18 protein-coding genes and 1 pseudogene are annotated in these 23,693 nt (G+C 52.8%); 3 read left to right on the top strand and 16 right to left on the bottom strand.

The genetic code is table 11. The annotated features are described in order from the left end of the window. The first annotated feature begins 218 nt into the window (after nucleotides 1-218). Nucleotides 219-1,403, top strand: a complete 1,185-nt coding sequence (locus tag Q0X25_RS01650; protein WP_298578643.1) for a Fic family protein — start codon at nucleotides 219-221, stop codon at nucleotides 1,401-1,403. A gap of 130 nt (nucleotides 1,404-1,533) precedes the next feature. On the opposite strand, the gene Q0X25_RS01655 is transcribed toward Q0X25_RS01650, so the two are convergent. Beyond that, nucleotides 1,534-7,146, bottom strand: coding sequence for a Cna B-type domain-containing protein (locus Q0X25_RS01655; protein ID WP_298578644.1), 5,613 nt, complete (start codon nucleotides 7,144-7,146; stop codon nucleotides 1,534-1,536). Nucleotides 7,147-7,240: 94 nt separating this feature from the next. Here Q0X25_RS01655 and Q0X25_RS01660 point away from each other — a divergent pair. After that, nucleotides 7,241-7,668, top strand: a pseudogene (locus Q0X25_RS01660) (hypothetical protein); the annotation flags it as partial. On the opposite strand, the gene Q0X25_RS01665 reads toward Q0X25_RS01660, so the two are convergent. From Q0X25_RS01665 to Q0X25_RS01675, 3 genes are all read right to left on the bottom strand, one after another. Then, nucleotides 7,652-7,912, bottom strand: coding sequence for a hypothetical protein (locus Q0X25_RS01665; protein ID WP_298578646.1), 261 nt, complete (start codon nucleotides 7,910-7,912; stop codon nucleotides 7,652-7,654). The pseudogene Q0X25_RS01660 and the gene Q0X25_RS01665 overlap by 17 nt on opposite strands. A gap of 242 nt (nucleotides 7,913-8,154) precedes the next feature. Then, a complete protein-coding gene (locus tag Q0X25_RS01670; protein ID WP_298578647.1) occupies nucleotides 8,155-8,883 on the bottom strand; it encodes a nucleotidyl transferase AbiEii/AbiGii toxin family protein in 729 nt (242 codons plus the stop codon). 92 nt (nucleotides 8,884-8,975) lie between these two features. Beyond that, complete coding sequence (locus Q0X25_RS01675) at nucleotides 8,976-9,497, bottom strand: type IV toxin-antitoxin system AbiEi family antitoxin domain-containing protein (RefSeq protein ID WP_298578648.1); 522 nt, start codon at nucleotides 9,495-9,497, stop codon at nucleotides 8,976-8,978. A 921-nt stretch (nucleotides 9,498-10,418) separates the two neighbouring features. Between Q0X25_RS01675 and Q0X25_RS01680 the strand changes: the two genes are divergently transcribed. Then, nucleotides 10,419-10,850 carry a hypothetical protein gene (locus Q0X25_RS01680; protein ID WP_298578649.1) on the top strand — a complete coding sequence of 144 codons (432 nt, stop codon included), beginning with the start codon at nucleotides 10,419-10,421 and terminating at the stop codon, nucleotides 10,848-10,850. A gap of 541 nt (nucleotides 10,851-11,391) precedes the next feature. Here Q0X25_RS01680 and rpsI read toward each other — a convergent pair. The 12 genes from rpsI to Q0X25_RS01740 all read right to left on the bottom strand — a co-directional run bounded on the left by rpsI (nucleotide 11,392) and on the right by Q0X25_RS01740 (nucleotide 23,487). Continuing rightward, nucleotides 11,392-11,784 (bottom strand): 30S ribosomal protein S9, encoded by a 393-nt coding sequence (rpsI, locus tag Q0X25_RS01685; protein WP_021626478.1) that lies wholly within the window; start codon nucleotides 11,782-11,784, stop codon nucleotides 11,392-11,394. 2 nt (nucleotides 11,785-11,786) lie between these two features. Further along, a complete protein-coding gene (gene rplM, locus Q0X25_RS01690; RefSeq protein WP_298578651.1) occupies nucleotides 11,787-12,227 on the bottom strand; it encodes a 50S ribosomal protein L13 in 441 nt (146 codons plus the stop codon). A 290-nt stretch (nucleotides 12,228-12,517) separates the two neighbouring features. After that, a complete protein-coding gene (gene nagB, locus Q0X25_RS01695; RefSeq protein ID WP_298578652.1) occupies nucleotides 12,518-13,246 on the bottom strand; it encodes a glucosamine-6-phosphate deaminase in 729 nt (242 codons plus the stop codon). Nucleotides 13,247-13,334: 88 nt separating this feature from the next. Continuing rightward, on the bottom strand, nucleotides 13,335-14,024 hold the full coding sequence (locus tag Q0X25_RS01700; RefSeq protein WP_298578653.1) for an N-acetylmannosamine-6-phosphate 2-epimerase: 690 nt from the start codon (nucleotides 14,022-14,024) through the stop codon (nucleotides 13,335-13,337). Nucleotides 14,025-14,035: 11 nt separating this feature from the next. Then, a complete protein-coding gene (locus Q0X25_RS01705) occupies nucleotides 14,036-15,010 on the bottom strand; it encodes an ROK family protein (RefSeq protein WP_298578654.1) in 975 nt (324 codons plus the stop codon). Between the two features lie 12 nt (nucleotides 15,011-15,022). Next, nucleotides 15,023-15,943 (bottom strand): dihydrodipicolinate synthase family protein, encoded by a 921-nt coding sequence (locus tag Q0X25_RS01710; RefSeq protein WP_298578655.1) that lies wholly within the window; start codon nucleotides 15,941-15,943, stop codon nucleotides 15,023-15,025. 47 nt (nucleotides 15,944-15,990) lie between these two features. Next, the gene (locus tag Q0X25_RS01715; RefSeq protein ID WP_298578656.1) at nucleotides 15,991-16,869 is read right to left on the bottom strand and encodes an acetylxylan esterase; all 879 of its coding nucleotides are present in this window, start codon (nucleotides 16,867-16,869) and stop codon (nucleotides 15,991-15,993) included. Next, complete coding sequence (locus tag Q0X25_RS01720; protein ID WP_298578658.1) at nucleotides 16,869-17,864, bottom strand: acetylxylan esterase; 996 nt, start codon at nucleotides 17,862-17,864, stop codon at nucleotides 16,869-16,871. The genes Q0X25_RS01715 and Q0X25_RS01720 overlap by 1 nt, the downstream gene beginning before the upstream one ends. An 82-nt stretch (nucleotides 17,865-17,946) precedes the next feature. After that, entirely contained in the window at nucleotides 17,947-18,798 is an 852-nt protein-coding gene (locus tag Q0X25_RS01725; protein WP_298578659.1) for an ABC transporter ATP-binding protein, read from the bottom strand. Then, complete coding sequence (locus Q0X25_RS01730; protein WP_298578660.1) at nucleotides 18,798-20,822, bottom strand: dipeptide/oligopeptide/nickel ABC transporter permease/ATP-binding protein; 2,025 nt, start codon at nucleotides 20,820-20,822, stop codon at nucleotides 18,798-18,800. The genes Q0X25_RS01725 and Q0X25_RS01730 overlap by 1 nt, the downstream gene beginning before the upstream one ends. Nucleotides 20,823-20,824: 2 nt before the next feature. Beyond that, nucleotides 20,825-21,766: an ABC transporter permease gene (locus Q0X25_RS01735; protein WP_298578661.1), complete on the bottom strand. Its 942-nt coding sequence runs from the start codon at nucleotides 21,764-21,766 to the stop codon at nucleotides 20,825-20,827. A gap of 134 nt (nucleotides 21,767-21,900) precedes the next feature. Beyond that, on the bottom strand, nucleotides 21,901-23,487 hold the full coding sequence (locus Q0X25_RS01740) for an ABC transporter substrate-binding protein (RefSeq protein ID WP_298578662.1): 1,587 nt from the start codon (nucleotides 23,485-23,487) through the stop codon (nucleotides 21,901-21,903). Nucleotides 23,488-23,693: the final 206 nt, after the last annotated feature.

Here is a 23,693-nt window from a genome sequence, read left to right on the forward strand (position 1 = left end):
GTTGAAAAGAGCTCCGAGGACGGGACCACCATGCTGGTGATGCTCCCGCGCACATAGCTGACGATTGCCACACAACATCTCAACACGTTGATAACTGTGCTAGCTGCGCTTTAATTCCGTTTTGTCAAAATAACGGAAGTATTCTACTATTTACTTCCGTAATAGAGCAGCAATCGGCAGTAAATCTGCTATCGGCAGCAAATCTGCAGGGAGGCATCATGTGGCCAAGCATCAGCTATGAAACCTGCGCATGGAATAGGGACTACGATGAGCTTGCGCTCATTCCCAAGAGTCGCAGGCGAAAAATCCTGCCGACCTATGAGGCGGCAGTACCTGCGCCAATCGCTCAGCAGACAGTCAGCCTCTCTCCCGAGCTCGAACGACAGGTCGCTGAGGTTGAGGTTGAGGTAGCGCGGTTTGATGAGGCTCAGAATGCACGTAACTGGAATCTGCCAGCGCTCCTTTTGAGGAGCGAATCTTCATCAAGCTCCCAGATCGAGCGTCTCACGTCGAGCGTGCGAAACGTGGCACTCGCAGAGCTCACGAAAAAGGCACCTGCTAACGCTTTGCTCATCGCGGGCAATGTCGCTGCCATGCGTAGGGCCGTCGAGCAGCGCGGACCCGTGAGCATCGACTCAATTTGCACTATTCATGACAAGCTCATGGCAGATACCGCTGAGCAGCAGGGACTACGTAATGAGCAAGTGTGGATTGGCGGCTCACCCTACAGCCCTCATGGAACATCTTTTGTACCTCCTCATGAAAAGCGCATCTCTGGATGTCTCGATGACCTTATTGCGTTCGGAGCGCGTGAAGACATCTCGCCCGTAGCCAAGGCAGCAATCTTTCATGCGCAGTTCGAGACCATTCATCCGTTTACGGATGGCAACGGCCGCACGGGCCGCGCACTTGTACACCGCATGTTGGCAAACGACGAGGTTCTCCTGCATTCGACTTTGCCCGTTTCCGCAGGACTGCTGCATGATGTGGAACGATACATGGGAGCGCTCGATGCCTACCATGCGGGTAATATCGAGCTGATCGTCTGCTGTTTTATCGATGCGCTGGAGTTTGCCATCGTCATAGGTTCACGCATTGCTTCCGATGTGGAGGCTGTGCTCGATGTGTGGAGCACAGCCAACACGGATCGCGCGGGGTCGGCTTCCTATGATCTGCCTGCACTTCTCGTGGAGCAACCCGTCGTGAACACCGCCTACGTTGCAGAGCACCTCAAAATCACCGACCGCGCCGCGCGAACCCTCGTCGAAACCGCTTGCGAAAGGGGTATCCTCTCGAAGATGGGCAACGCAAAACGGGGGGCATTCTACCAAGCCGATGAGCTCATAAGGATACTCGAAGAAGCATCAAGTCTCCAGGGCATACGAAGAATCGCCGCGCGCTAGCTGGACACGGGCACCCAAGGCACATAAGCAACGCGGCGGCCAGTTTCCCGACCACCGCGTCTTTGTCTTAGATCTGTAGGTCTTAACGTTGAGCAGCCCCTGCTCTGTACTACCTCACCTAAGCCAAGTGCTAGTCACACTGGCGTTCTCTGCAAGCAAGAAGAGCTGCGCCTGCGATGAGACCCAGTGCTAAGGCAGCAAGAGAGCCTGCAGCAAAGTTAGTGTCATCTCCTGTCTTGGGAAGTGCGCGCTTAGTTACCTTTGGCTTAGCAGGTGTTGGCTTGGCATAGACGTTGGTGATGGTAAAGCCCTCTTGGATATTGCCCTGGATATCCTCTGTTGTATAGCCTGCAAGAGGATCTTCGGCCACGCTGTAGGAAATGGGCACCCCGTTGGTATATTCAGGAAGGTCTTTAAACTCATGGTGCCAACCAGAGGCCTTATCTAATGTGATGCTATCAACTTCTTGTCCATCAGCAAACAGGTGTATGGTGACGCTTTTTGCAGCAGGGCCTACCCACTTCTTTTGAACAGGGATGGTGATGGTACCGCTCAAGGTATTGGTAAGTGAGGCGCTATCGTTTTCAACAGCTACAGGCTGTGTTGCTTGATAGTGTTCGACCTCATCTTCTGTGACCGTATAGCTAATAGCTTTGCCACTTGCGTTTACCGGCACAGAGCCAAAGCTTCCCGTCCAGTTGCCATCTGCGTCAGCAACAAGTGCGAGTGACTTGACCTTAGTACCGTTGGCAAGCAGGTTTACGGTAATAGATGAGGGACGAAGGCCCCGTCCGTTGTTGTCGTCTATCCAGCTCTTGGTGACGTTGATAGTGCGCTCGGCGGGACTGTGCGTATTGGTAAGCGTAAAGCCTTTGTCCTGAGAGCCTGTGACAGAGCAGGTATAGCCTTCAGGTACGACAGGCTCTACCACGCTGTAGGAGATGGCTTTGCCGTCGCCGTCGTAGGTATCAAGACCTTCAAATGAGAAGGCCCAGGAGTTTTCCTTGGTAAGAGTTGCACTCTTGTCGGTATCTTTGCCATTAGCACGCAGACTCACGACTACACTCTCAGGCCTGATACCGTCTTGGTCGTCCTTATCATCCCAGACCTTGGAGACCTTGACCTGAATCTTGGGGTTACTAAGGGTGTTGGTAACTGAGTGTCCATCTGCACCATAGGTCACCTCAAAGTCCTTAGATGCCAAGCTCAGCTTACCGTCTTTTTCTCCTTGCTCATGTACCGTATAGACATGGGCCTTACCTGCGTTGTCGTAGAGCACAAGCCCCTTAAAGGTAGCCTGCCAGCCTCCTGCAGCGCTCAGTGTTTGGGTGTTACCCGTCGCCACTCCATCACGCAAAAGCTCAAGAGTTACTGAAAGGTTGGAGGTACCTGCAGGTGAGATACCTGCCCAGGACTTGGTTACAGTCAGATCTTTGGTAGGAACAAAGACCCAGCGGCCATAGACGGTCTCATCTTTGCGGATATTGAGCTTGGTGATGATCTCGGTGCCATCCTGCTCGTGCGTCCAGCCTGCAAAGGTCCAGTAGCCCTGAACCTCTTTACCGTCTTTGATAGCACCTGTTTGAGTAGTCACCAGTGCCTTGGCAAGTGCTTGGGTGGTGTCGTACTCAATGTCACTCACACTGGTAGGTGTGGTGCTATCCCCTGGCGTGCCATAGATGAGGTCAGCTGAGACCACATAGTCAAGGGTATAGGTCTTAGTTGCCTTGTGATAGGTGGTCTCAGAAGCGATGTCTTTGTCATGTCCTTCAACAGAAGTGATGTGTGCTGTGTTGATGAAGGTCGTTGTCTTTATAAGGTCGTCTGTAAGCGCCGTAGGGATGCTGAGTTTCATCGTGGCGCCTGCGGGCAAAGAGCCAATGCCTAAGGTAAGTGTACCGTCCTTCTCGGAGGCAGAAACCGAGGTCGCCGTGGTCAGGGTGGCGCCATTAAGCTTGAGCTCAGGGCAGGTCACCTTAATTTGGTCGCGAAGCACCGAAAGACCTTCTGGGATGGGGTCTTCTATTACGATGTCTCTGAGCGCTAGCTCTGTGCCCTTGTTGGTAACGCTCAGCGTGTAGGTCACGGGCGTGCCCTTGGTGTTGCCGACCTGGGCGGGCTCGTCCTTGGTGCCCGTGGCGGGGTCTGAGGCCTTGTGAAGTTCCAGGTCATAGCCTAAAAGCTTGATCTTTGCAGAGGCCTCATAGGGCTGGACCTTGTCGCTTGAGGAGGCGGCCTCGCCCACAAAGGTGCGAGCCTTCGCATACACGGGGTTAACTGCCTGCTTGCCTACAAGCGCCTCATCTGTAGGTGCCACCATGTGCACGTATGCGCTGGCACCCGTGCCGTAGTTCAGCGAGAAGTCGTTGCCTTTGTTTGTCTTGGTGCAGTCTATAGCAATGGCCTTGATGCTGGCTTTGTTTGCAGGCTCGGTGGTGCTCCACACGCTTGTGTTGGAGATATCCATCTGAGCTGTGGTAGGTACCTTGGTGGCGTAGTACACCACAGGAGCGCAGGTCTCACCGGAGTGGTTCCACGACTCTTTTGCCTTGATGGAACTCAAATCAATCCAGTCAAACGTGCCTCTCCAGGCACTACTTTCGGTTGTGGTACCGTTTTCGAGGATGTCATAGAACACAAGACTATCGGTGCGGGTACTGTTAGATGCACCAAAGAAGAGCTGATAGGAGTATTTGTTGCCTAGATATTCGCTCGTCTGGTTGCCATAGAGCTTGTCATGGTCATTGGCGACCTTCTTGGTGACGCCCGACTGCTTGACCGAAACGGGATTGTAGTCAATGTAAGCCTGCACGAGTGCCCAGTTGTTGCGGTCTTCCGTATAGAGATTCTGGAAATACTTGTTGCGCAAGATTTTGGGGTCGGTAAGGGAGCTTGACCTATCGACCTTGGTGGCGCCTGACGTGTCGTGGAAGGCGACGGTGTTGAGCACCTTGTTGCCGCGGTCGGCCACGTTGTGATAGGAGTTTGCAAGCGGGTAGCGAAGACGCAGCCCAAACCCATGCTCACTCAGCTTGGCGGCATCCGTCATCTCGTCGGGTACCGTGACCTCAACAATCATCATCGTAAGGCCCGAGCCCTCCCAGTTTTCTTGGAAGCGCACAGAATAGGCGTCCTTGGGGAGCCTGTTGCTGCCCCAAGGGCCGATAAGCATCTGCACCTGCGAGGCATCCACCGAGGTTCCGGCGGGAAGCAGGTCATAAAACACGCCCGACGTGACGATGTAGGGCTGAAGGTAGCTTTTGTCCTTATAGCCCGAGTTCCACAGCGAGGAGTAGGTTCTGAAAAAGGCGTCGACCCAGCGCGTCTGAACGCCCGTGGCGGCATCGTCTATAAAGTATGTGCCGCCAATCTGTGATTTTTCAAGGTACGTAGTAAAGGTGAGACCTCTGAGCTGTGCGGCCGCGATACGCGCGTCCTGATAGAGCGTATTGATGTTGCCCTTCTGCTGCCCGCCCTCAGACAGGCGCAGCGAGGCGCTCGTGGCGAGGGCCGTGGGCTGCTCCGCCTGCATGTCTGCAGCAATGAGACCCTTGAGGTGTGCGGTGGGATGCAAGGTCAGCGTGGTGGCCGCCGTGAGGGAGGTGCGGAAGTACTGGCTGTGCACACGATACTTAAGACCCACGACCGAGTCGGGAAGTGTCAGCTTTGCGCCCTTGGTGGGCTCGCTGCCGTCAGCGGGCGTGAAGGTGTAGGTGGGTGTTGTACCCGTGTAGCTTACGCTGAGAGTACCGAAAAGCTCAAAGTTGGTGGATCCGGCCTTGCGAATGAGAATGTCGGTGGCACCGAGCTTCTCGCCGTCGGTTCCTTGTCCCGAGACAAGCTGCCATGTTCCCTGGGCTCCGGGCGTTGCGTCTTGACCAGAGAGTCCAAAGGACACCGTCGAGTAGCTATAGTCCGCATCCTCGAGCTCGGTCATCGTAGGCAGCACTTCGCTGGCAGGACGGCGCTCTCGGAACTTGTTTGCGGTCACGACTCGAGGGGTTTCCTCCTCCACCTCGGCCACATAGGGCGTAACGCTGTACGTCTCGGTTGCCGCGTCCCAGGTGGGCGTGGTCGGGGGTTGAAACGCTGCCCGCGTGGTGAACGTCGGCCAAGACTGAACCGTGAGGGCGGCGTCACGTCCCTGCGTGATGAACGTCTGGGCAAAGTGGTACCAGCCATACTCGCCCGACATGCGAGAGTTCTTGGTAATGCCCAGCTCTCCACCATAGGGCCTTACGTACACGTTAGCGTCTGCCTCAGCATACTTTTTCTCACGCGTCACACCGTTGGACTGCGTCTCTTGGACGGAGACCTTGTTGTGCACAGGAAGGCCGTCGTGTTGAAGGTCCACACCGCGCGCCTTGGCCTCCTCAAGCAGTGAGATGGGATAGCGCTCCAAAAGCGCGTAACGGACGGTGTTGTAGGTGGCCTCATCTCCATTGTTCCAGAGCCAACTCTCAGACCACGGGTTGTTCTTTCTGAATTCAGGGTCAAGCTGCTTGAGCATGCCCACGTTGGGCTCATCTGTGTAGCTGCGCCAGCCCTCCTTAGTAATGTCCTTGTAGGAGTTGTCAGTACTGCCGTTGAGATAGGGAGGATGCTGAAAGCCATGCTTTTTCCACCCGTAGCGCTGGATACCGATGAGCTCACCGTCCTGCTGTTCCTGTCTGAACATATAGGTATAAGGAATAGTGTTTTCCCAGGGACGTGTGACATCGGCGTGCCAGATCACATAGAAGTACTGGTCTGCGTCAGCGGGCTTGGTTCCCCAAATGTTTTGCCAAGCAAGGTAGACCCCATCGTCTGGGGTGAGGTCGGCGTGCTTGAGCGCTACGCTCATATCCTTGTTCTTGTTGCGCAACTCTGTCGTGAGGGTCTTGGTTTCGCTGACCTCGTTGGTACCATCAGCATCCTTATCAACGGAAAGGGTCGCGCTATAGGATTCGTGGCAGATGCCTGCCCCGTCTACCCTCACGTGGCTTGCTGTGAATGAGAACGCCTGCTCAAAGTAAAACTGAGCGCCACCCGCAAGGGTGCTGTAGTTGGTGACCGTAAAGGTGCCATCACCATTGTCTACGTAGTTGAAGTCGGCGCTCGTCGAAGTCTGGGGTGCCTCCACGAGCTGCCATTTGAGTGTGGGGAAATAGGTTCCGCTGTGAATGATGCTGTAGTTTACGTTGCTCGTACCGTCCCAGCCCTTATAGAGGACAGCGGGCACGGTGATCTTGATACTTCCGGGAGGGAAGGTCTCGCTTGCGGGAGCGTTGATTTTGAGCGAGACGGATGCTGCTGCCGTGAGCGATCCACGGTTGTTCACGGGGTGAAAAATGAGGTTGGTGTGGTTGGGGTCGGTCGCATCGTCGTAGCTGTAGGCCGTAACACCTGAGCTTACGGCGTTGGTCCAGTTGATGCTGAAGTCAAAGGACGACGCCGGGGCGGGCGCTCGCATAGCAGGGACGCTTGCCACCTGGCTCTGCTCAGATGCATCCTTATCTGAGGCGGCCGCATCTGAGGACGCTGGGGTACCGTCTGTGGCGGCAGTCGCAGCTACGCCAGTAGCGTCATTGACAGCAGACCCCCCCCCACTTGCCAATGGAGCAGCGGACGTTTCCTGGGCGGCGGGCTCGGAGGCACCGAGTACCTCGGCTAAAGCTGGTACAACCAGCGCAGAAAGCACCGCAAGGGGAACTAAAACCATAAGTAGTAGATGAATCAGGTGGCGAGTCGAAGAGTGTCTCATATCTAAACCCCAGTGTATTGACAATAAGTCATACAGCATTATGGCACATATCAAGCACACAAACCTAGCAAATAGGCCATTTGCCTGCTTTTTTCTGAGTGGTAGGCAGATATTTGTGGAAGCTTTGAAAGAAAAAGGGCTTGACGAGCTGGTCATGATTCTCATTGAAACGTCGCTCATCAAAGTCGCCATTCAGGCGATCAATCTCATCATCATGCTCATTGTCTATGGGCGTATGTTTGAAATCTATGTCTATTGTTCCGCTTCATCCATTCCCTTCGCCACCATAGGCAACAAGGAGTGAGGTCAGATCGGAATGAACTACATCCGGAGACTGTTCACTCTGGGATTGTAAGGTTTGTTTTTAATCGTATGCCTCGGAATCTACGCGGTACTGGTGGAGACGATCACCGTCACCGACATTCACACCAGCACCTTCGCCATCTTAGGCTATGCCCTCTTGCTGGGCTGATGATGTTTAAGAGTGGCATGCTGGCCAAAAGCGTCATGAACGCACGCTAAGGAGGAAGTTATGAATTAAACCAAAATGAACAGAAAAGCACTCGGGCTGGTCGCGCTGGGCGCAGCGCTGGCGGCCATGGAGCTGGGCAAGGAATACGTCAAGCACAAAGAGTTCAAGTGTCTGGAAAACAAGGTCAATCGTCTCGGCAACTGCTATAACGGCTTCGTGGAGCACGTCATGGAGCAGGAAGACGAAACGAACGCCTGTTTTGAACAGCTGGAAGAGAAAGTCGGTACCTGCCATAAGCGCCGGCCAACGCCACGGGCGATAGCACAGCCACAGGCGAAGAAACACCCGCGACCACGAAAGGCGTGGCCAGTATCCCCTCCAAGGCTAGAGGTACCGTGACAAAAACGTGGATAACGGAAACAAGGACTACCCGATTCATCACGGAAACGAGACAGATACTGAAAAAATCGGCTAAGCGCACGCAAATTAAGCTAAGCATGGAAATAGGGGCGAATAGCCCCATTTTTTGCAGTGTATTATTTTGCAGTCCCTATGCGAGCGATGAGATTGTTGACCCAGCTGATTGCAGAATCGACATCGTCGAGTACCAGAAGGCCGGACGCCTGTTCCACGTAGAGTTCGTCCCAGCCGGCCTTCTTCGATACGACAGGAGGCCATTCCTGAGCTTTCCTGTAGGCGAAAAGCCGCTCGCAGATCCTTCGGATGACGACAAGATCGACTTCCGACCTATGCATGATGAGCTGTAGATCCACGAGGTCACGGGCGCGATCGCCCTTACCTGATACCGCATGCAGCTTCTGGGCGACTTGATGGTCGAGCGACATGAGCGGAGCTTTACCAGGAGACGGGAATCCGATCGCCTCAAACAGCTCTGCGGCTTCCAGCATCTCCGACCACTCCACGCTATCGGCATCACCTATCTCATTGAACCCAACCTCGAGGGGCACCGTGCACCACGGCTTGCCGAGGTATGCGAGCTTCACCTCGCACGGTTGCATGACGTATTCTTCGGGAATATCCTTCGGCGAGGCTGGATCCTTGCGGACAACGCGTCCCGTAAAACCTTCCCAGCCTTGGTGAAGGCGGTCGTTAAGTCTGTCCATGTAGAGGTCGACGCTCATTGTCGTCACCGTATCCAGGTCGGTAGTGAATCTCGTCGCCGCGTCACCGTAGCGCATCTTGATTGCGCTACCTCCCTTCACCACGCCGTCGGGAAGCATCTGCGCAACGATAGCATTGGCCATGCACGTGCGCATTCTCACATAGTCTTGCACAGTGCCTCCGCACGAGCGCCTAATCGCGTCGTCGAGATGGCGCATGCTATTCGGCCTCTTCGTCATCTTTCGATCTTCTCCTTGATCTCCTTCTTTTCGCTCTCAGTCAGATACCCTATGCGCAGCGCCTCGGAAGCCGCCTCAAGGGCTCTGTCGGTGCCCATGGTCTGCGCAGCACAGACTATCGCGGCAGCAAGCGGTTGACAGGGAATGCCCTCAATCCAAGTCGGATCGGCATCTGACTTGATAACTCTAACACCCTTCCCAAGGTTTCGCCGCACGCGCTTCGGAGCGGCGATCCACATCTTGGAAGGGTCCGTAGGTGCCAGTTGGAGCAAGGCAACGACGGACTCCCCATAGAGGAAAGCGCCTTCGCCCGTCGCCCTCACAGCAATCGCAAAGGGGGCTTGGGGCTGGGAAGGCCAGATGGGCATACGATAAACTCCACGCGCCACGCGGATGAGCTTTCCTGCTCGCGCCTGCTGGACGAGCTCAGCGTTGGACATCCCGAGCTCTGCTGCCTCGGATGAGGTGACAAGTCCGAAGTCATCGACCGCATTGTATATGTCATCGATTTTTGCCATGTCATAAGTATAGCGTATTTACTATACTTCTGACATGGCATTATATTGAGTCAAAATAGAGAACTATCTTTGATTACTATGCAAAACGTAGCCATCCTGTGTCTTGCAATCAAAATCCATGGTGCCTAGCGCTGATTTCCATAGCGTCGTGACTTCTTACATAAACCATTTGAACACGCTTCTGAAGAGTCAAGCGCAGAGCGAGGGTATTGCCTTAATCAATGCCTTCATCCTCCGTTCCTTCCATCCAATCGGCTTCCTTTTCTGCTTCCACACTCTTCGTCGGTTACGAAAGGTTCCTGCAATCTCAGCGTCAACTTGCTTGAACACTTGCACTGCTTCACTTCGTGCTTAGAAAGGATGTTAGTCAAAGAAGATTACCGGCGGGGAGCTGTCGCTCAGGCACCGAGGTCACTCGAGAAACTCGTCTTGGTCCGCAGAGTTGTCGGACTTTGTCAGACCTTGTCAGACCTGGACAACCAGTCCCACAGGGACCAAATTCAAAGTCATCCCAACAGCTTGCAAATCCCCAAGAGGCAAACTGCACCAGAAAGATTATGCAAATACCATTCAGGCACCTTCCACCATCACTGCGAGACGGCCGCACTCAAACAATATGAGCACACCGAGTCCCCACTGTAGCTTAAGGAGCTCAGCGACTGAGGAGACCGTAGTTCTCCACTCCTCAAGCCCAACTTGGGCTCAATCATCTCAATCTCTTCGAATACCCTAGAGGCAGACCATCTTTCGCAGTCTGTGATGTCCGCACCCCATGCGATAATAATTGCGAAACGCGATGCGCGTGACATCCAAGACTGCACAGCCAGATGCGGTGCTTACCGTGGATGGATTGTTTGGCTTCGGTTCGACGAGTTTAATTTCCGATTAGCCACAACACCAACCAAGAAAGGTGGCAAGAGGATGAATGACGAAGAGCTTGGCTTGCCTCGACCGAAAAAATACGAAGGCGAGCAATTCAGCGTCCTCGATTATGGAACAGAAGAATATGCAGATGCTCGGACGCTCGATGAGGCTATCGCCATTCGGGGCGCCAAGGCGTTCCTCAGAGATGTTACCCCGGACGATTTTTCCGACGACAACCTACCGGGTGTCAAAAAAATCGGAATCGCGGAGCTCTGGGCGGATTCAACCTGGGAAGAGGGTAAAACCAAGCGCGATGTGGCTCTTGAGAGGTCGGCGACCTCCGTCAAGGAGGGGGATCTGCTCGAGGCCCGCCCATGCTCAGAAGACGACAGCGACTGGGGTTACCACTTCCACCTCATCGACGGGTCAGCGCTGCCATACACCCCCTACCACGACTATGATGACCAATTTTTTCCAACAAGCTTTTGAGGACTTGTGCGGGGATGAATGGCTTGTATGCCGCGTCAGAGAAACCTCCTGCTTTGGCGAGGATAGCATCGATGTGGATCCCGATTTCTGCTGGCGAGTCTACTCATGCAAGGTCACGGTCTATCGCGTCGGTATGTAATGCCTATGGCCTCTGGCTCACTTCCCATCTTTTACACCATTTTATGGACGTAACTCGTTCTATTTCATACTGGGCGCCAAAAGCCACGTTCTACTTCACTTTTTTTGCCAAAAGCCACGTTTTATTTCACGCAAAAAAATCTACCTGGGCAAACGTCAGACCCTTTGAAACAGAGTGTGGCTTTTGACATTTTTTCTGAAACAGAACGTGGCGTTTGGCAAACAAAACCGTGTTGACTGAAACGGTATGTGGCTTTTGGCAAGCAGAGCCGCGCCAGTTGAAACGACATATGGCGTTTGACGCGCGCCGCCGCACACAAAGCCGCGGCACAAAAAAGCCCGCCGGTTTCCCAGCGGGCGGAAAGGGCAAAACCCAGATAGGTACAAATACGCTGCAAAAAGCTTAGCGCTTGGAGAACTGCGGACGCTTGCGAGCCTTCTTCAGACCGTACTTCTTGCGCTCGACAGCACGTGCATCACGGGTGAGGAAGCCAGCCTTCTTGAGGTCAGCACGGTACTCACCAGCAGAAAGCAGGGCGCGAGCAATGCCCAAACGTATTGCACCAGACTGACCGTTGATGCCGCCACCATCACAGTTGGCAAAAACATCAAAGTGATCAACGGTATCAGTCACACGGAAAGGTGCCAGAGCATTGTCAACAAGCTGCTGACGGCCAAAGTAGTTGAGGGCATCGCGGCCATTGACCACGACCTTGCCAGTGCCGGGTACGAGACGCACGCGAGCGGTGGCCTCCTTACGACGGCCAGTGCCAGTGTAGACGACAGTATCTGCCATGGCTAGGCCCTCCAATCAATCTGCGTGGGATTCTGAGCGGTATGAGGGTGCTCGGGGCCAGCATACACCTTGAGCTTCATGCCCTGCTGACGGCCCAGCTTGGTCTTGGGAAGCATGCCCTTAACCGCATGCTCAACAACACGCTCGGGATGCTTTGCCATAGCTTCCTTAAAAGACTCAAAATGCATTCCACCTAGCCAGCCAGAGTAGCGCCAATAGCGCTTTGCATCTGCCTTGTTGCCAGACAAAACAACCTTGTCAGCGTTGATAACGACAACAAAGTCACCCGTGTCAGCATTAGGGGTGTACTGTGGCTTGTTCTTACCACGAAGCGCCATAGCCGCCACCGTTGCGAGGCGACCAAGCGTTGCGCCATCAGCGTCGATGAGCAACCACTTACGCTCAACCTCGCCCTTCTTGGCGTAATGAGTCGACTTGTTCACTTGACTCCTCCACTTACCTACTAAAATGCGCCAGCTCCTGGACGAACAGACGCTTGCGTTTTCTTCTCAGAGGTTACGGGGCTCTGCAAAGAAGCGTTCTTAAGTATAGCGCGAAAATATACCCATGTGCAGGGCTTTTTTTCATACACAACTTATACAAGCAAACCCCCACCAGACAATCCGGTGGGGGTCAGAGCAACAAACTGTCCAACTGCAACAGAGAAGAACAAGAAAACCTATCTGTTTTCTCAGCTTTACACAAGAAAACCTATCTGTTTTCTCAGCTTTACTTACGTAAGCAAAGCCAACGCCTCACTATCAGCAACAATCGTGCAGTCAGCATGCAGCTGTAAAACAGAAGCGGGCACTTCAGGCGTCACAGGGCCACGAACAGTATCGTAGATTGCCTGAGCCTTCTTGGGGCCGCTTGCAATCAACAGAACACGACGAGCATGCATGATGGTACCAACACCCATGGTATATGCCTGGCGAGGTACGTCTTCGATATGATCAAAGAGGCGGCTATTTGCCTCGATGGTTGACTCAGTAAGATCTACGCATTGGGTCCCAGCAGCAAAGGCGGCAGCAGGCTCGTTAAAGCCAATATGGCCATTATTGCCAATGCCTAATAGTTGAAGATCGACATATCCAGCAGCTTCAACCAGCGCATCATAGCTTGAGCATGCCTCTTCAGCGTTGGGGTTGGAGCCATCGGGCACATGGGTTGCCTCAATATCAATATTGATATGTGAGAAGAGGTGCTCGTTCATAAAATAGTGGTAGCTTTGGGGATTATCGTGAGACAGGCCACGATACTCATCAAGGTTGTACGTGCTCACCCGAGAGAAATCCAAATAACCTTGCTTGTACCAATCAATAAGCTGATTGTATGCACCAATAGGAGTGGAACCTGTAGCCAAACCCAAAGCGCAGTTGGGCTTGAGCAAAACCTGTGCACCAATAATGGCTGCAGCCTTGCGGCTCATATCCTCATAATCTTTTGCCTCGATGATGCGCATACGACATCTCCTTTCGCAAACACACAATTTTTAAGCCGAACAAAACGCTCGTCCACCCACACCTTTCGCAACAATACTGGATTGCACCCTATTCATCAATTGCCGCGCAAAACCACTTGGTAAGAGAGGTGGGATGAGTAATGCCCGTACCCACCACAACCGCCCAAGCTCCTGCACTCATAGCAGCAGCAGCATCGGCTGGTGTATGTACATGCCCCTCACAAATCACAGGTATACCAGGGAATTCTTCAACCGCTTGACGCAAAATTGGCAAATCAGGGCCTTCTGCCATCGTGGTATTGATAGCGGCCTTATTGTGCGAAAGGGTTGTCGAAATCACATCACAACCAGCGGCTACTGCATGTCGAATATCTTCAATTGTCATGCAGTCAGCCATCACCAATGTCTCGCACTGCGCACGCAAATCAACAACGGTCTGCTCAAAGCTTCGGCCATCAGGGCGAGGGCGATCCGTCGCATCGATTGCAACCACGTCGGCACCTGCATTGACGCAAGCAATAGCATGGCGCAGAGTTGGTGTGATGTAGACGCCCTCATGGCCTTCTTTCCAAAGACCGATAACGGGAATATCCACTCGGCCTTTGATAGCGGCAATATCAGACAATCCCTGGCAGCGAATAGCTGCAGCTCCTCCGAGCTCACAGGCACGCGCCATCTGAGCCATAGTTTCGGGATGCCGCAAGGGCTCGCCAGGATAAGCCTGAACACTCACAATGAGCTTACCTTTCAGATTTTGGATGAGCTGTGGCACTGCCATGAAGCTTCCCCCTACTCACTAATCTCTGCATAGCCTGAGTGCAAGAAGTTTTCTGCTGCACCGATAATAGGAGCCTCTCCCCCAAGCTCGCCACTGACAATCGCTGTCTTTTGGACAGGAGGCATTGCTTGTCCCATAAACGCCTGATGCATGGCATCAGACCAGTCGGGGCCGCATTGTGCTACCGACCCAGACAGTATGACGCAGGCGGGATCAAGCATATTGCACATGCTGCCAAGCACTTCACCTAAAGCTCTGCCAGCGCGCTCTTCTGCTCCTTTGGCAGCACTGTCTCCTGCCGCAGCCAACCGGTCAATTTCAGCACCATCCATGGGACTGCCATCTGCCTGAGTATCACTGCCACCAAGGCGAAGGAATTCCTCGATAATGCCCGGACCTGCAGCAATAGGCTCAAGATGACCCGTTGCTCCACAAGAACAAGGAACGCCCGCTGCAGCAATACAGGCAACATGTCCGATATGCCCTGCTTCATCGTGAGCGCCAAGCATGATGGTGCCACGCTCTATATACGCGCCACCAATACCAGTACCAACAGCCACCACCAGACAACTCGACATTCCACGCCCACTACCGCGACGTGCCTCGCCTAAAGCATGGGCATGCACATCGTTCAAAACGCGGCAAGGCAGACCTGAGCGAGCACTCACTTCTGCTCCCAGATGCGTACCACCCCACCCAGGCATAAGATCATTTGCAAAGGTAATGTCGCCGTTGCGAGGATTAACCACGCCAGCACTGGAAATACCCACGCCAACAGATGTGACACCCAGCTCACGAGCCCGCGTTTGAGCAGCTTTGACTTGCTCAATAACAGTAGCCAAAACGTGTTTGCCACCGCGTTTGGCCTCAGTGGGAACTTTTTCGACTGCCTCAACGCAAACTGAATCCTCACTTAGCAATACAATGCCGCACGCAATCTTGGTGCCGCCAATATCAACGCCTATAACTGCAGTTTCTTTTGCCATCTGTCAACCTCCTTAGAGCAGACCGTTATTCACCAGTACCGTACGAATAGCCTCTACATTGGCACCCTCAAGCCGCTTGACGGGGCGAAGCATTTGATTGGTCGCAAAAATACCCATGAGCTGCAGCGCAGTCTTAAAGGCGCCAACGCCTGCCGCAAAGCCCTGCACACCTGAAGTGACATCAAAAATGTGGCTAATTTCGTTTAGTCTGTCCTGCTCTGCCTTAGCTGTTGCCCAATCTCCTGCCTCAGCTGCCTTCCACATGCGGACGTAGCCTGAAGGCTCTACGTTGGCAAGACCGGGCACCGAGCCATCAGCACCGGAAAGATAAGCGCCATCAACTACGATTTCGTGACCAGTCAGCAGCGACAGGGGATGTCCCACTTTCTCATTTTCTTGGCAGAGATAGCGGAAGGAAATGTCATCGCCAGAGGAGTCCTTGACGCCAGCAAGCACGCCATCCTCACCCAAACGAACGAGCATCTTCCAATCGAGCTTGGTGTGTACGCACACGGGGATGTCATAAGCAAAAATCGGCAAATCAAGCGCTTCATGCAAGATACGGAAATGTGCCTCATTTTCAGCTTGCCCACCCAAGGCATAAAACGGTGCCGTCGCCACCAGAGCATCTACGCCCAGCTTTTGTGCGCGCTTGCCTTGGTCGATTACGCGCTCGGTCTCGGTATCAATAATGCCAAGCAAAACGGGAACGCGATGGTTGACAATGCGCATAGCTTCACGCGCAATTTCGTCGCGACGCTCGTCTGTGGCAAGAGCTGCCTCGCCCGATGAACCCAAGAAGAACAAGCCGTCGACACCAGCATCAATCATGCGATTGATGCTGCGCTCAAAAGACTCAACATCAAGCTGGCGATCATCGGTATCGGGAACAACTACAGGAGGTATAACGCCACGAATTTTGAAATCCGACATTGTCTTTCCTTTCACATGTCAGAAGTACTTTTTCTCAACAAATAAGTCTACAGGTGCATAAAAGCTAAAAGTTTATTTTCAAAGTCATTGACACGCTCATGGGCATATTTTGGATAATCCACACAGGTCACATTCCCCGCAAGAGCAGACACCACCTCCTTGGTAGCAGATGGCAATGCCTCTGTATCCATCAAACAGCGCCCCACCAATGTCTGCGTTGTTACAAATGATGCAAATGAACGCGTATCTACATAACTCAGGGTGTTAAACACTGCTTCTGCAGTTATACCTCTTGGGTCAACTTCGCGAAAATAGCGACGTAACCCTACCGTCAAGTCCCCATCAGCATCGCTTTCCCACAGCTGGCGCCAATTTGCCGCAGAAGGGTTGAGCGCTGCGCAGGTAAGCAGCGCGGCTGGACTCACAAGTATCGAGCTTAAAGCAGCAGAGTCTAAAGCAAGCGCTCCGCCCAAACCTTCGCCCCAAAGCATGAGTCCTGCGCGAGCGCAAAATGTCTGAGTTGCCGCTATGCCTACAGCAGTGAGTGCATCTTCGATAATCTGGGCCAACTCCAAAGCATCAGGGCCATTTTGCCAGCCGCGCGTAACATCGCCTGACCATAAGCGCATCTCTGGCGCAAATACCGAATACCCTAGTGACACAAAACGAGAGAGATAAAACCAACCTCGCTGTGGTCGGCCCACATCGTGAAAAACCACCACACAAGGTCCCTGCGAAAGCTGTTTTGGCTGGAGATAGCGCGCATGCAGCTCTACCCCATCGCTTGCAAGATAGCTCAGATACTCACATCTAAGCTTTGAACTGCTTGTTATAACGTCTGCGGGTTGGCGCCGCACGTCTTGATCAAGCAAAACTCGACTTGCCCGTGCACGCCAGTACTCTTCAAAATCGCGAGGAGTGCTCATTATGCGTTTGCACCTCCCCTTATGCCGACAAGACCCAACTGATAGAAATCATTAATCAAATCATCGTACGCTTGGATTTCCTCATGCCCAAACGATGGAAATGTCACGTGAGCTTTGGGACAGTTGAGTGCATTGTAGACGGCATACTGCGTAGGCAGAGGACACACCGTATCGGCAAGACCAGACCCAAACAGCACTTCCGAGCGTACTAAATGAGCAAAACTCAGCGTATCAATATAGGCAAGTTTGCCAAAGATCTCGTCTTGCCGTGTGCCATCTGGATCAAACCACCGCGCGTAATAACGCAGCCCCTCATAAGCAAGTTCATCTTGGCCAAGCTCAAATACGCGACGAAAATCCGACAAGAAGGGATATAAAATTGAGGCACGTACAATCAAATCCGAATTAAGCGCACAGCAAGCAATGCCCATCCCGCCACCTTGGGATGCACCATTCACAAAGACATGAGCAAGATCAATGCACGACAGCTGACGCACAATCCGACAAAGTATGCGTACATGTTGATAAAGACGCACGTAGTAGCTATCTTTCATATCTCCATCAAGACCTGCAATGAGATGCCCTGAAACTGTTGTGCCTTTATATCCACCAATATCTTCGCTTTTGCCGCCCTGCCCAGGGTTATCCATGGCAAGCACCGCATATCCCAAGCCTGCAAAAGAAGCCTGCTCAAACCAGCTGCGCGTAGCTCCTGGATAGCCATGAAATTGCAATACCAAAGGCACCGGCGCATCTGTCACTGGCAAGACATACTTTGCATAGAGCCGCGCTCCGTCCATCCCATAAAACCATACATCAAAGAACTGGCAGTGCTCATACTGGGGCAGTTCGTCTGCAGGCGAGATGTCATAGCGCAACGGTATAGCATCGGCCTCAGCCATTCTCTCGGCCCAAAACTCATCAAAGTCAAGCGGCGGTACCATAGCACCCTGTGCTTTTTTGAGTTCTGCGAGCTGAGACGCAGTTACAGGCACAAGCCACCTCCAGATATACGAGACAGATGGGCGCAGACGCGGCATCTCATATGAGACACCGCGTCATAGACAATCAAGCTATTTATCTTCCTAGTTTGGGATGGAGCAACGAAGGCGCAGCGGCAAGAAGGGTCCTTGTGTAACCATCTGACGGATTTAGGAACACCTCGTCTGAAGGTCCAAATTCGACAATCTTGCCCCTGTTCATCACGGCAATATCATCAGATACATAGTGCACCGAAGAAATATCGTGAGAGATAAAGACCATTGCGAGACCCAAATCACGCTTAAGGTCAGTTAAGAGGTTCAAAATCTGTGCGCGTACCGATACGTCCAGTGCAGAAGTAGGCTCATCGGCAATGATTGCATCTGGCCCCAGCGAAAGTGCACGAGCAATAGCTACGCGCTGACGTTGACCACCTGAGAGCTGACCTGGCAAGGCCTGAAGGCTACTTGAGGGCAAACCGACCATATCCAACAATTCACGCACGCGCTTTTCTTGCTCGGAAGCACTGCCAATATGATGCACCAGCAAGGGATCCATGAGCTGGTCATGCACAGTCATACGAGCATTGAGCGCAGTAGCTGGATTTTGAAAGACAACCGAAATGACGCGACCGATCTTCATACGATCCTCAGCAGAGCGTTTTGTCACGTCTACGCCCTTAAACCAAACCTTACCCTCCGTAGGCGTCTGTAGACCACACATAACGTTGGCGGTCGTGGACTTACCACAGCCAGACTCACCAACAATGCCAATTGTCCGTCCTGGCATTAAGCGCAGCGTGACACCTTTAACTGCTTGCACCAAATTAGGATGCAAGATGGGTCCTGTACGTGTACGGAACGTCACCTTGATGTCATCAAGAAAGATGATAGGGGTAACACCATCTACCGTGCCATCGGGCGCAGTGTTCTGAATGGTTTCGCTCATTACTTAACACCTCCCTTGACTTGCTGTGCATGTGGTACAAGACCAGCAGCAATCATATCCTCGTCGGGAATTTCGTTGTACACGTGGTTGGGCTGACCCACCTCAGTCTTGAGGATAGGTCGAATGTCCAAGCCCACCTCAGGATGGCTTGAACGCGGAGCAAAGCGATCGCCTGTGGGGAAGTCCTTGGGCGAAGGCACCGTTCCTGGCACCTGATGCAACCTGCCACTTGCAGCCTCGATAGAAAGCACCGAGCCAAGCAGACCACGGGTGTATTCGTGAATCGGATTTGCAAGCAGTTCGCTCGTGGGGGCCTGCTCGACAACCTGACCGGCATACATAACCGTGATGTCGTTAGCAACCTCAGCCACCAAGGCCAAGTCGTGGCTGACAAAGAGCATGGCAAAGCCAAGCTTCTCGCGTAGCTCATTCAAAAGCTTGATGACCTGCTTTTGCACGGTAACATCGAGCGCTGTTGTAGGCTCATCGCAAATTACCAAACGTGGATCACGCGTCAGAGCCATAGCGATAAGCACGCGCTGGCACTGACCGCCAGACAACTCATGCGGATAACTTTCAAGTGTACGTTTGGGATCAAGACCAACAAGCTCAAGAAGCTCTTCAGCCGAGCGCGTGCCACCACGATCGGTGAGCTGCTTCATCTGAGCTCGAATGAGCATTGACGGGTTGAGCGAAGATAAGGCATCTTGTGGCACCATGGCGATTTCGTTGCCACGCAGGGCTTCACGTTCCTTGTCATTAAGATCCAACAGGTTACGGCCATCATAAAGAACCTCACCTGAGACCGTTGCGCGTGGATCAAGCAAACCCATCACCGTAAGAGCCGTAATGGATTTACCACAACCAGACTCACCCACCAAGCCCATGGTCTGACCAGGACGAACGGAATAACTGACATGGTCAACTACATCGACATCACCATGACGTGGGAAGCGAATACAAAGGTCTTTGACCTCAAGTAGAGGCTTCACGTCGTAGTCAGGCTTATGACGGTCGGTACGCTGAAGTTCTACATCACGCAGTGCAGTAAGTGAGGCAGCAAGGGCAGGAGCCTGAGCCTTGTAAGCAGAGACGGGATCGGCAAGAATACGATCTTCTTCACGCGTGGAATCGTTATTTGCCTCAACATTAGCCGTAGGAGCTGCAACGATTGCGTCAGTGATACCCTCAGCCAGAATATTAAGCGCAAGGGAGGTCAACATAATTGCTAGGCCGGGATAGAGTGCCTGCCACCAACGACCTGCCAAAACGCCTCCACGAGCATTAGACAAAATATTGCCCCAAGTAGGAGTCGGCTCAACAATGCCCGCACCAATAAAGGTAAGAGATGCCTCAAAAACAATAGCGTCTGCAACCAATGTCACCGTAAATACCATGATGGGAGCGATGCAATTGCGCAGGACATGCTTCCACAAAATCCAAGGTGCGCGAGCGCCTGACACCACAACTGCGCGTACATAGTCTTCGCCATATTCAGAGATGATATTTGCACGCACAATACGCGCAATCTGTGGCGTATACATCAGGCCAATGGACGCAATAATTGCTGGCACGCTATTGCCCAAGACTGAGACCAAAACAGCGGCAAGGGCGATGCCAGGAATGGACATAATAATGTCCAAGATACGCATGATAACTTCAGAGATCCATTTGCGGGTAACTGCAGCAAGGGCGCCAAGGATTGAGCCCAGTACAAGAGCAACGACTACCGAGCCAAAGCCAATAACAAGCGAGTAGCGGCCACCATACATAAGGCGGGATAGTACATCGCGTCCCTTATCATCAGTACCAAAAAAGAACTGACCATTAGGAGCAGTTCGTGCTGAGAAGATCTCCGTCGGACTGTGTGGTGCAAGCACGCTCGCGAGGATAGAAATGACTGCAACCACTGCAAGGAGAATCAAAGCGACTTTCGAAGGAGTAGTAAGGCGTTTCCAGCCACCAAGTCGCGGCTTGCGACCAGCCAGCGCCTCCAACTTTTCTGTCTGTTCTTTTCTACTCATGGCTACACCGACCTAATGCGCGGGTTGATTAGCAGATAGAGCATATCAACCACAATGTTGATAACAATAAAGGCGATGGCGACCACGGTAGTGACGCCTTGTACCAGCGTAGGAATGTTGCCCTGAACACCTGCGAGTAGTGTCATGCCCATTCCTGGCAGGTTGAATACAACCTCAATAACAACAGCGCCACCCATGAGATAACCAATCTTCATACCCAGGGTTGTAACTGGCGTAATCAAAGCATTGCGCAAAACATTGCGGCTAACAATGGTGGCATAGGGAATGCCTGCCGCACGAGCAGTACGCACGTAATCGCGATCAAGTTCCTCAACCATAGATGTACGCACGATACGAATCATCTGACCAGTAAGCGGAGTCGCTAGTGCAATAGCAGGAAGCAACATGCGTCCCCAGTAGCCCGCCGTACCAAAAGGTGGCAAGGGACCAGAAACAGGCAGTTTGCCTAGGAATATCAAAATAAGCATGACACCCAACCAAAACGAGGGTGTAGCCAATGCTGCAATCGAAAAAACGCGCAACAGTTGATCGGGCCACTTATCTCTGTAGAGCGCTGCAATCACGCCTAGGATGAAGGAGACAACTGCACCAATAAACAAACCAATAAACGTGAGCTGCAAAGTGACGGGCAAAGCCAAGGCAATACGATCGGCAACCGATGCCCTATTGACACCATATGTACCCAAATCGCCATGGAAAAAATTGTTCATGTAGCGGCCATAACGCACTGGCAAAGGATCATCAAGTCCATACTGCTTGTGGTATGCCTGCACCTGTTCTATGGTGGCACTCTCTCCAAGAGCCGCATATGCCTCATCTACCGGCGAGAATGACATCAGAAAAAACACAAGGAACGACACACCAATAATCATTATGGGAAATGCAATAAGACGTCTACCAATGAGACGCAGGAGATTGTTCATGAGGCCCCTTTCTGTTCGCGTCCGCTCCCGTCTCACCCGCGGGAGAATACAAAAACCTCCAAGGTTCTTGCGAAAAAGGGTACCAGCCACAGAGGCTGGCACCCTTTCTCTGTCAGCGCATAGACGCCGGAAGCTTATGCTCCGGTGGTAGCTGCACCGAGGAAGTCCATACCAGGAATGGGGATGCCAGCAAAGTCGGCAATCTTTTCGGCATTATAGGCGGTGGAAACCTTGCGGTGCAGGAGGGGATACAGAGGTACGTACTCGGAAATCTTATCGAAGCACTCGTTCCAAATCTTCTGCTGGGCGTCTGGGTCAACTTCCTGACGTGCCTTGTCCATGAGGTCGTTGACTTCCTTGAACTGATCAGGGTTGCCCGCCTGCCAGAACGTGCGGGTCTTGGTAAAGGCGCCATCGGCATAGAACCAGCACATAAGCAGGTCAGGGTCATTACCAAAGCAAGAGGGGTCGCCAGGAGCCAAAAGTAAGTCGCCCCAGCCCTCTGTGCTTACGAGGTCAGCATAGACGGCCGAAGACTGCTGGGTATTGATGGTGGTCTTAAAGCCAAGAGCATCCAGGTCTTCCTTGACCTGCGCTGCCATAGCGACAATCCAACCGTGGTCGGTGGTATTTAGAGTAAGAGCGCCAGGGGTGACACCCGCATCAGCCAAAAGCTTCTTTGCTTTCTCGGGGTCATAGGTATAGACATTTGCTGCCTTGTTGTAGTTGGCAAACGTCTCGGGGATGTAGCAGCTAGCCGCAGTTGCCTGAGAGAGCAAAACGTTGTCAATCATCTTGGGAATATTAAGGGCATAGAAGATAGCCTGGCGAGCAACATTGTTCTTCCAAGGATCCTTAGCGCAGTCAAATGCCAAGAAGGGCAGAGAGAAGCCCTGGATAGAGTCAACCTTGAGACCCGCACCCGTAAGCTGATCGATGGAGTCAGCAGGGACGTTCTCCATAACCATCGTCGTGCCATCCATGGCCGCAGTTACACGAGCGGTATCGTCAACCATAGACGTGTAGGTGAGCTTCTCATCCTTTGCGGGGAACTTACCGTTGTAATGCTCGTTGGGAACCAAGGTAACGGTAAGGCCATCAGCACTGATTTCGTCAAACTTCCAAGGACCCGTGCAAATCGGCTTGGCAGTAGCGTCATCATCGCTCATGGATGTGGGGATAACGCCAAAGACAGCGAGGCGCTGCTTGATAAGACCAAACGGATACGCAAGTTTCACGGTAACGGTCTTGTCGTCTTTTGCCTCCAGTGCAGAGAAAGGAGTTAGGAAAGACTGATAGATATTGCCCTCAGCGCTTGCACGCTTAAAGGAGGAGACAACATCTTCTGCCTTGACATCGGTACCATCAGAGAACTTTGCACCGTCGCGCAGAGTAATTTCATACGTTGTATCGTCAACCTTGACGGGGTCATCAGCTGCAAGCTGGTTGTAGACCGAGAAGTCATGGAAGTCGAAACCGTATAGACCTTCCATCACGTTGATGTTGACACCCATGCAAAATGCAGAGGAAGTCGTACCAGGGTGGAAGTTGTTGCCTGCGTAGCCAGAGCCAGCCGTGATGGTGCCGCCGCCTTTTCCAGCAGGTCCAGCTCCACTACCAGAGCTGGAAGGAGCAGGCTGACCACCGCATGCTGCGAGACCGAGCATAGCTGCTACCGCACCGGACGTACCAATAAACTGCCTACGAGAGATGGCTGACATGCATACCCCTTTCGAATGAGCTTACCCGACAACTATCGTCGATGACTGAACGAGCGCTTTTTGCGCACGCATTTGTTTAATAATGCAAACAACTTTGATGACGCGGCCATTGAATTTCGGCAGACGGTCATAATCTACCTTAAACGGGATACTGCCTCATCAACTGGTACTATTATTGAATACCGCTTTTTTATTACCTAGCAAAA

The sequence above is a fragment of the uncultured Olegusella sp. genome, from assembly GCF_947253395.1.
GTDB lineage: Bacteria > Actinomycetota > Coriobacteriia > Coriobacteriales > Atopobiaceae > Olegusella.

Excerpts from the sequence above, each read along its gene's own strand:
- Q0X25_RS01650 (WP_298578643.1), top strand. The coding sequence starts at position 219 with ATGTGGCCAAGCATCAGCTATGAAACCTGCGCATGGAATAGGGACTAC.
- Q0X25_RS01730 (WP_298578660.1), bottom strand. The coding sequence starts at position 20,822 with ATGAGTAGAAAAGAACAGACAGAAAAGTTGGAGGCGCTGGCTGGTCGC.
- Q0X25_RS01665 (WP_298578646.1), bottom strand. The coding sequence starts at position 7,912 with ATGGCAGGTACCGACTTTCTCTTCCAGCTGTTCAAAACAGGCGTTCGT.
- rpsI (WP_021626478.1), bottom strand. The coding sequence starts at position 11,784 with ATGGCAGATACTGTCGTCTACACTGGCACTGGCCGTCGTAAGGAGGCC.
- Q0X25_RS01735 (WP_298578661.1), bottom strand. The coding sequence starts at position 21,766 with ATGAACAATCTCCTGCGTCTCATTGGTAGACGTCTTATTGCATTTCCC.
- nagB (WP_298578652.1), bottom strand. The coding sequence starts at position 13,246 with ATGCGCATCATCGAGGCAAAAGATTATGAGGATATGAGCCGCAAGGCT.
- Q0X25_RS01740 (WP_298578662.1), bottom strand. The coding sequence starts at position 23,487 with ATGTCAGCCATCTCTCGTAGGCAGTTTATTGGTACGTCCGGTGCGGTA.
- Q0X25_RS01725 (WP_298578659.1), bottom strand. The coding sequence starts at position 18,798 with ATGAGCGAAACCATTCAGAACACTGCGCCCGATGGCACGGTAGATGGT.
- Q0X25_RS01705 (WP_298578654.1), bottom strand. The coding sequence starts at position 15,010 with ATGGCAAAAGAAACTGCAGTTATAGGCGTTGATATTGGCGGCACCAAG.
- Q0X25_RS01710 (WP_298578655.1), bottom strand. The coding sequence starts at position 15,943 with ATGTCGGATTTCAAAATTCGTGGCGTTATACCTCCTGTAGTTGTTCCC.
- Q0X25_RS01680 (WP_298578649.1), top strand. The coding sequence starts at position 10,419 with ATGAATGACGAAGAGCTTGGCTTGCCTCGACCGAAAAAATACGAAGGC.
- Q0X25_RS01715 (WP_298578656.1), bottom strand. The coding sequence starts at position 16,869 with ATGAGCACTCCTCGCGATTTTGAAGAGTACTGGCGTGCACGGGCAAGT.
- Q0X25_RS01670 (WP_298578647.1), bottom strand. The coding sequence starts at position 8,883 with ATGGCCAATGCTATCGTTGCGCAGATGCTTCCCGACGGCGTGGTGAAG.
- Q0X25_RS01700 (WP_298578653.1), bottom strand. The coding sequence starts at position 14,024 with ATGGCAGTGCCACAGCTCATCCAAAATCTGAAAGGTAAGCTCATTGTG.
- Q0X25_RS01675 (WP_298578648.1), bottom strand. The coding sequence starts at position 9,497 with ATGGCAAAAATCGATGACATATACAATGCGGTCGATGACTTCGGACTT.
- Q0X25_RS01655 (WP_298578644.1), bottom strand. The coding sequence starts at position 7,146 with ATGAGACACTCTTCGACTCGCCACCTGATTCATCTACTACTTATGGTT.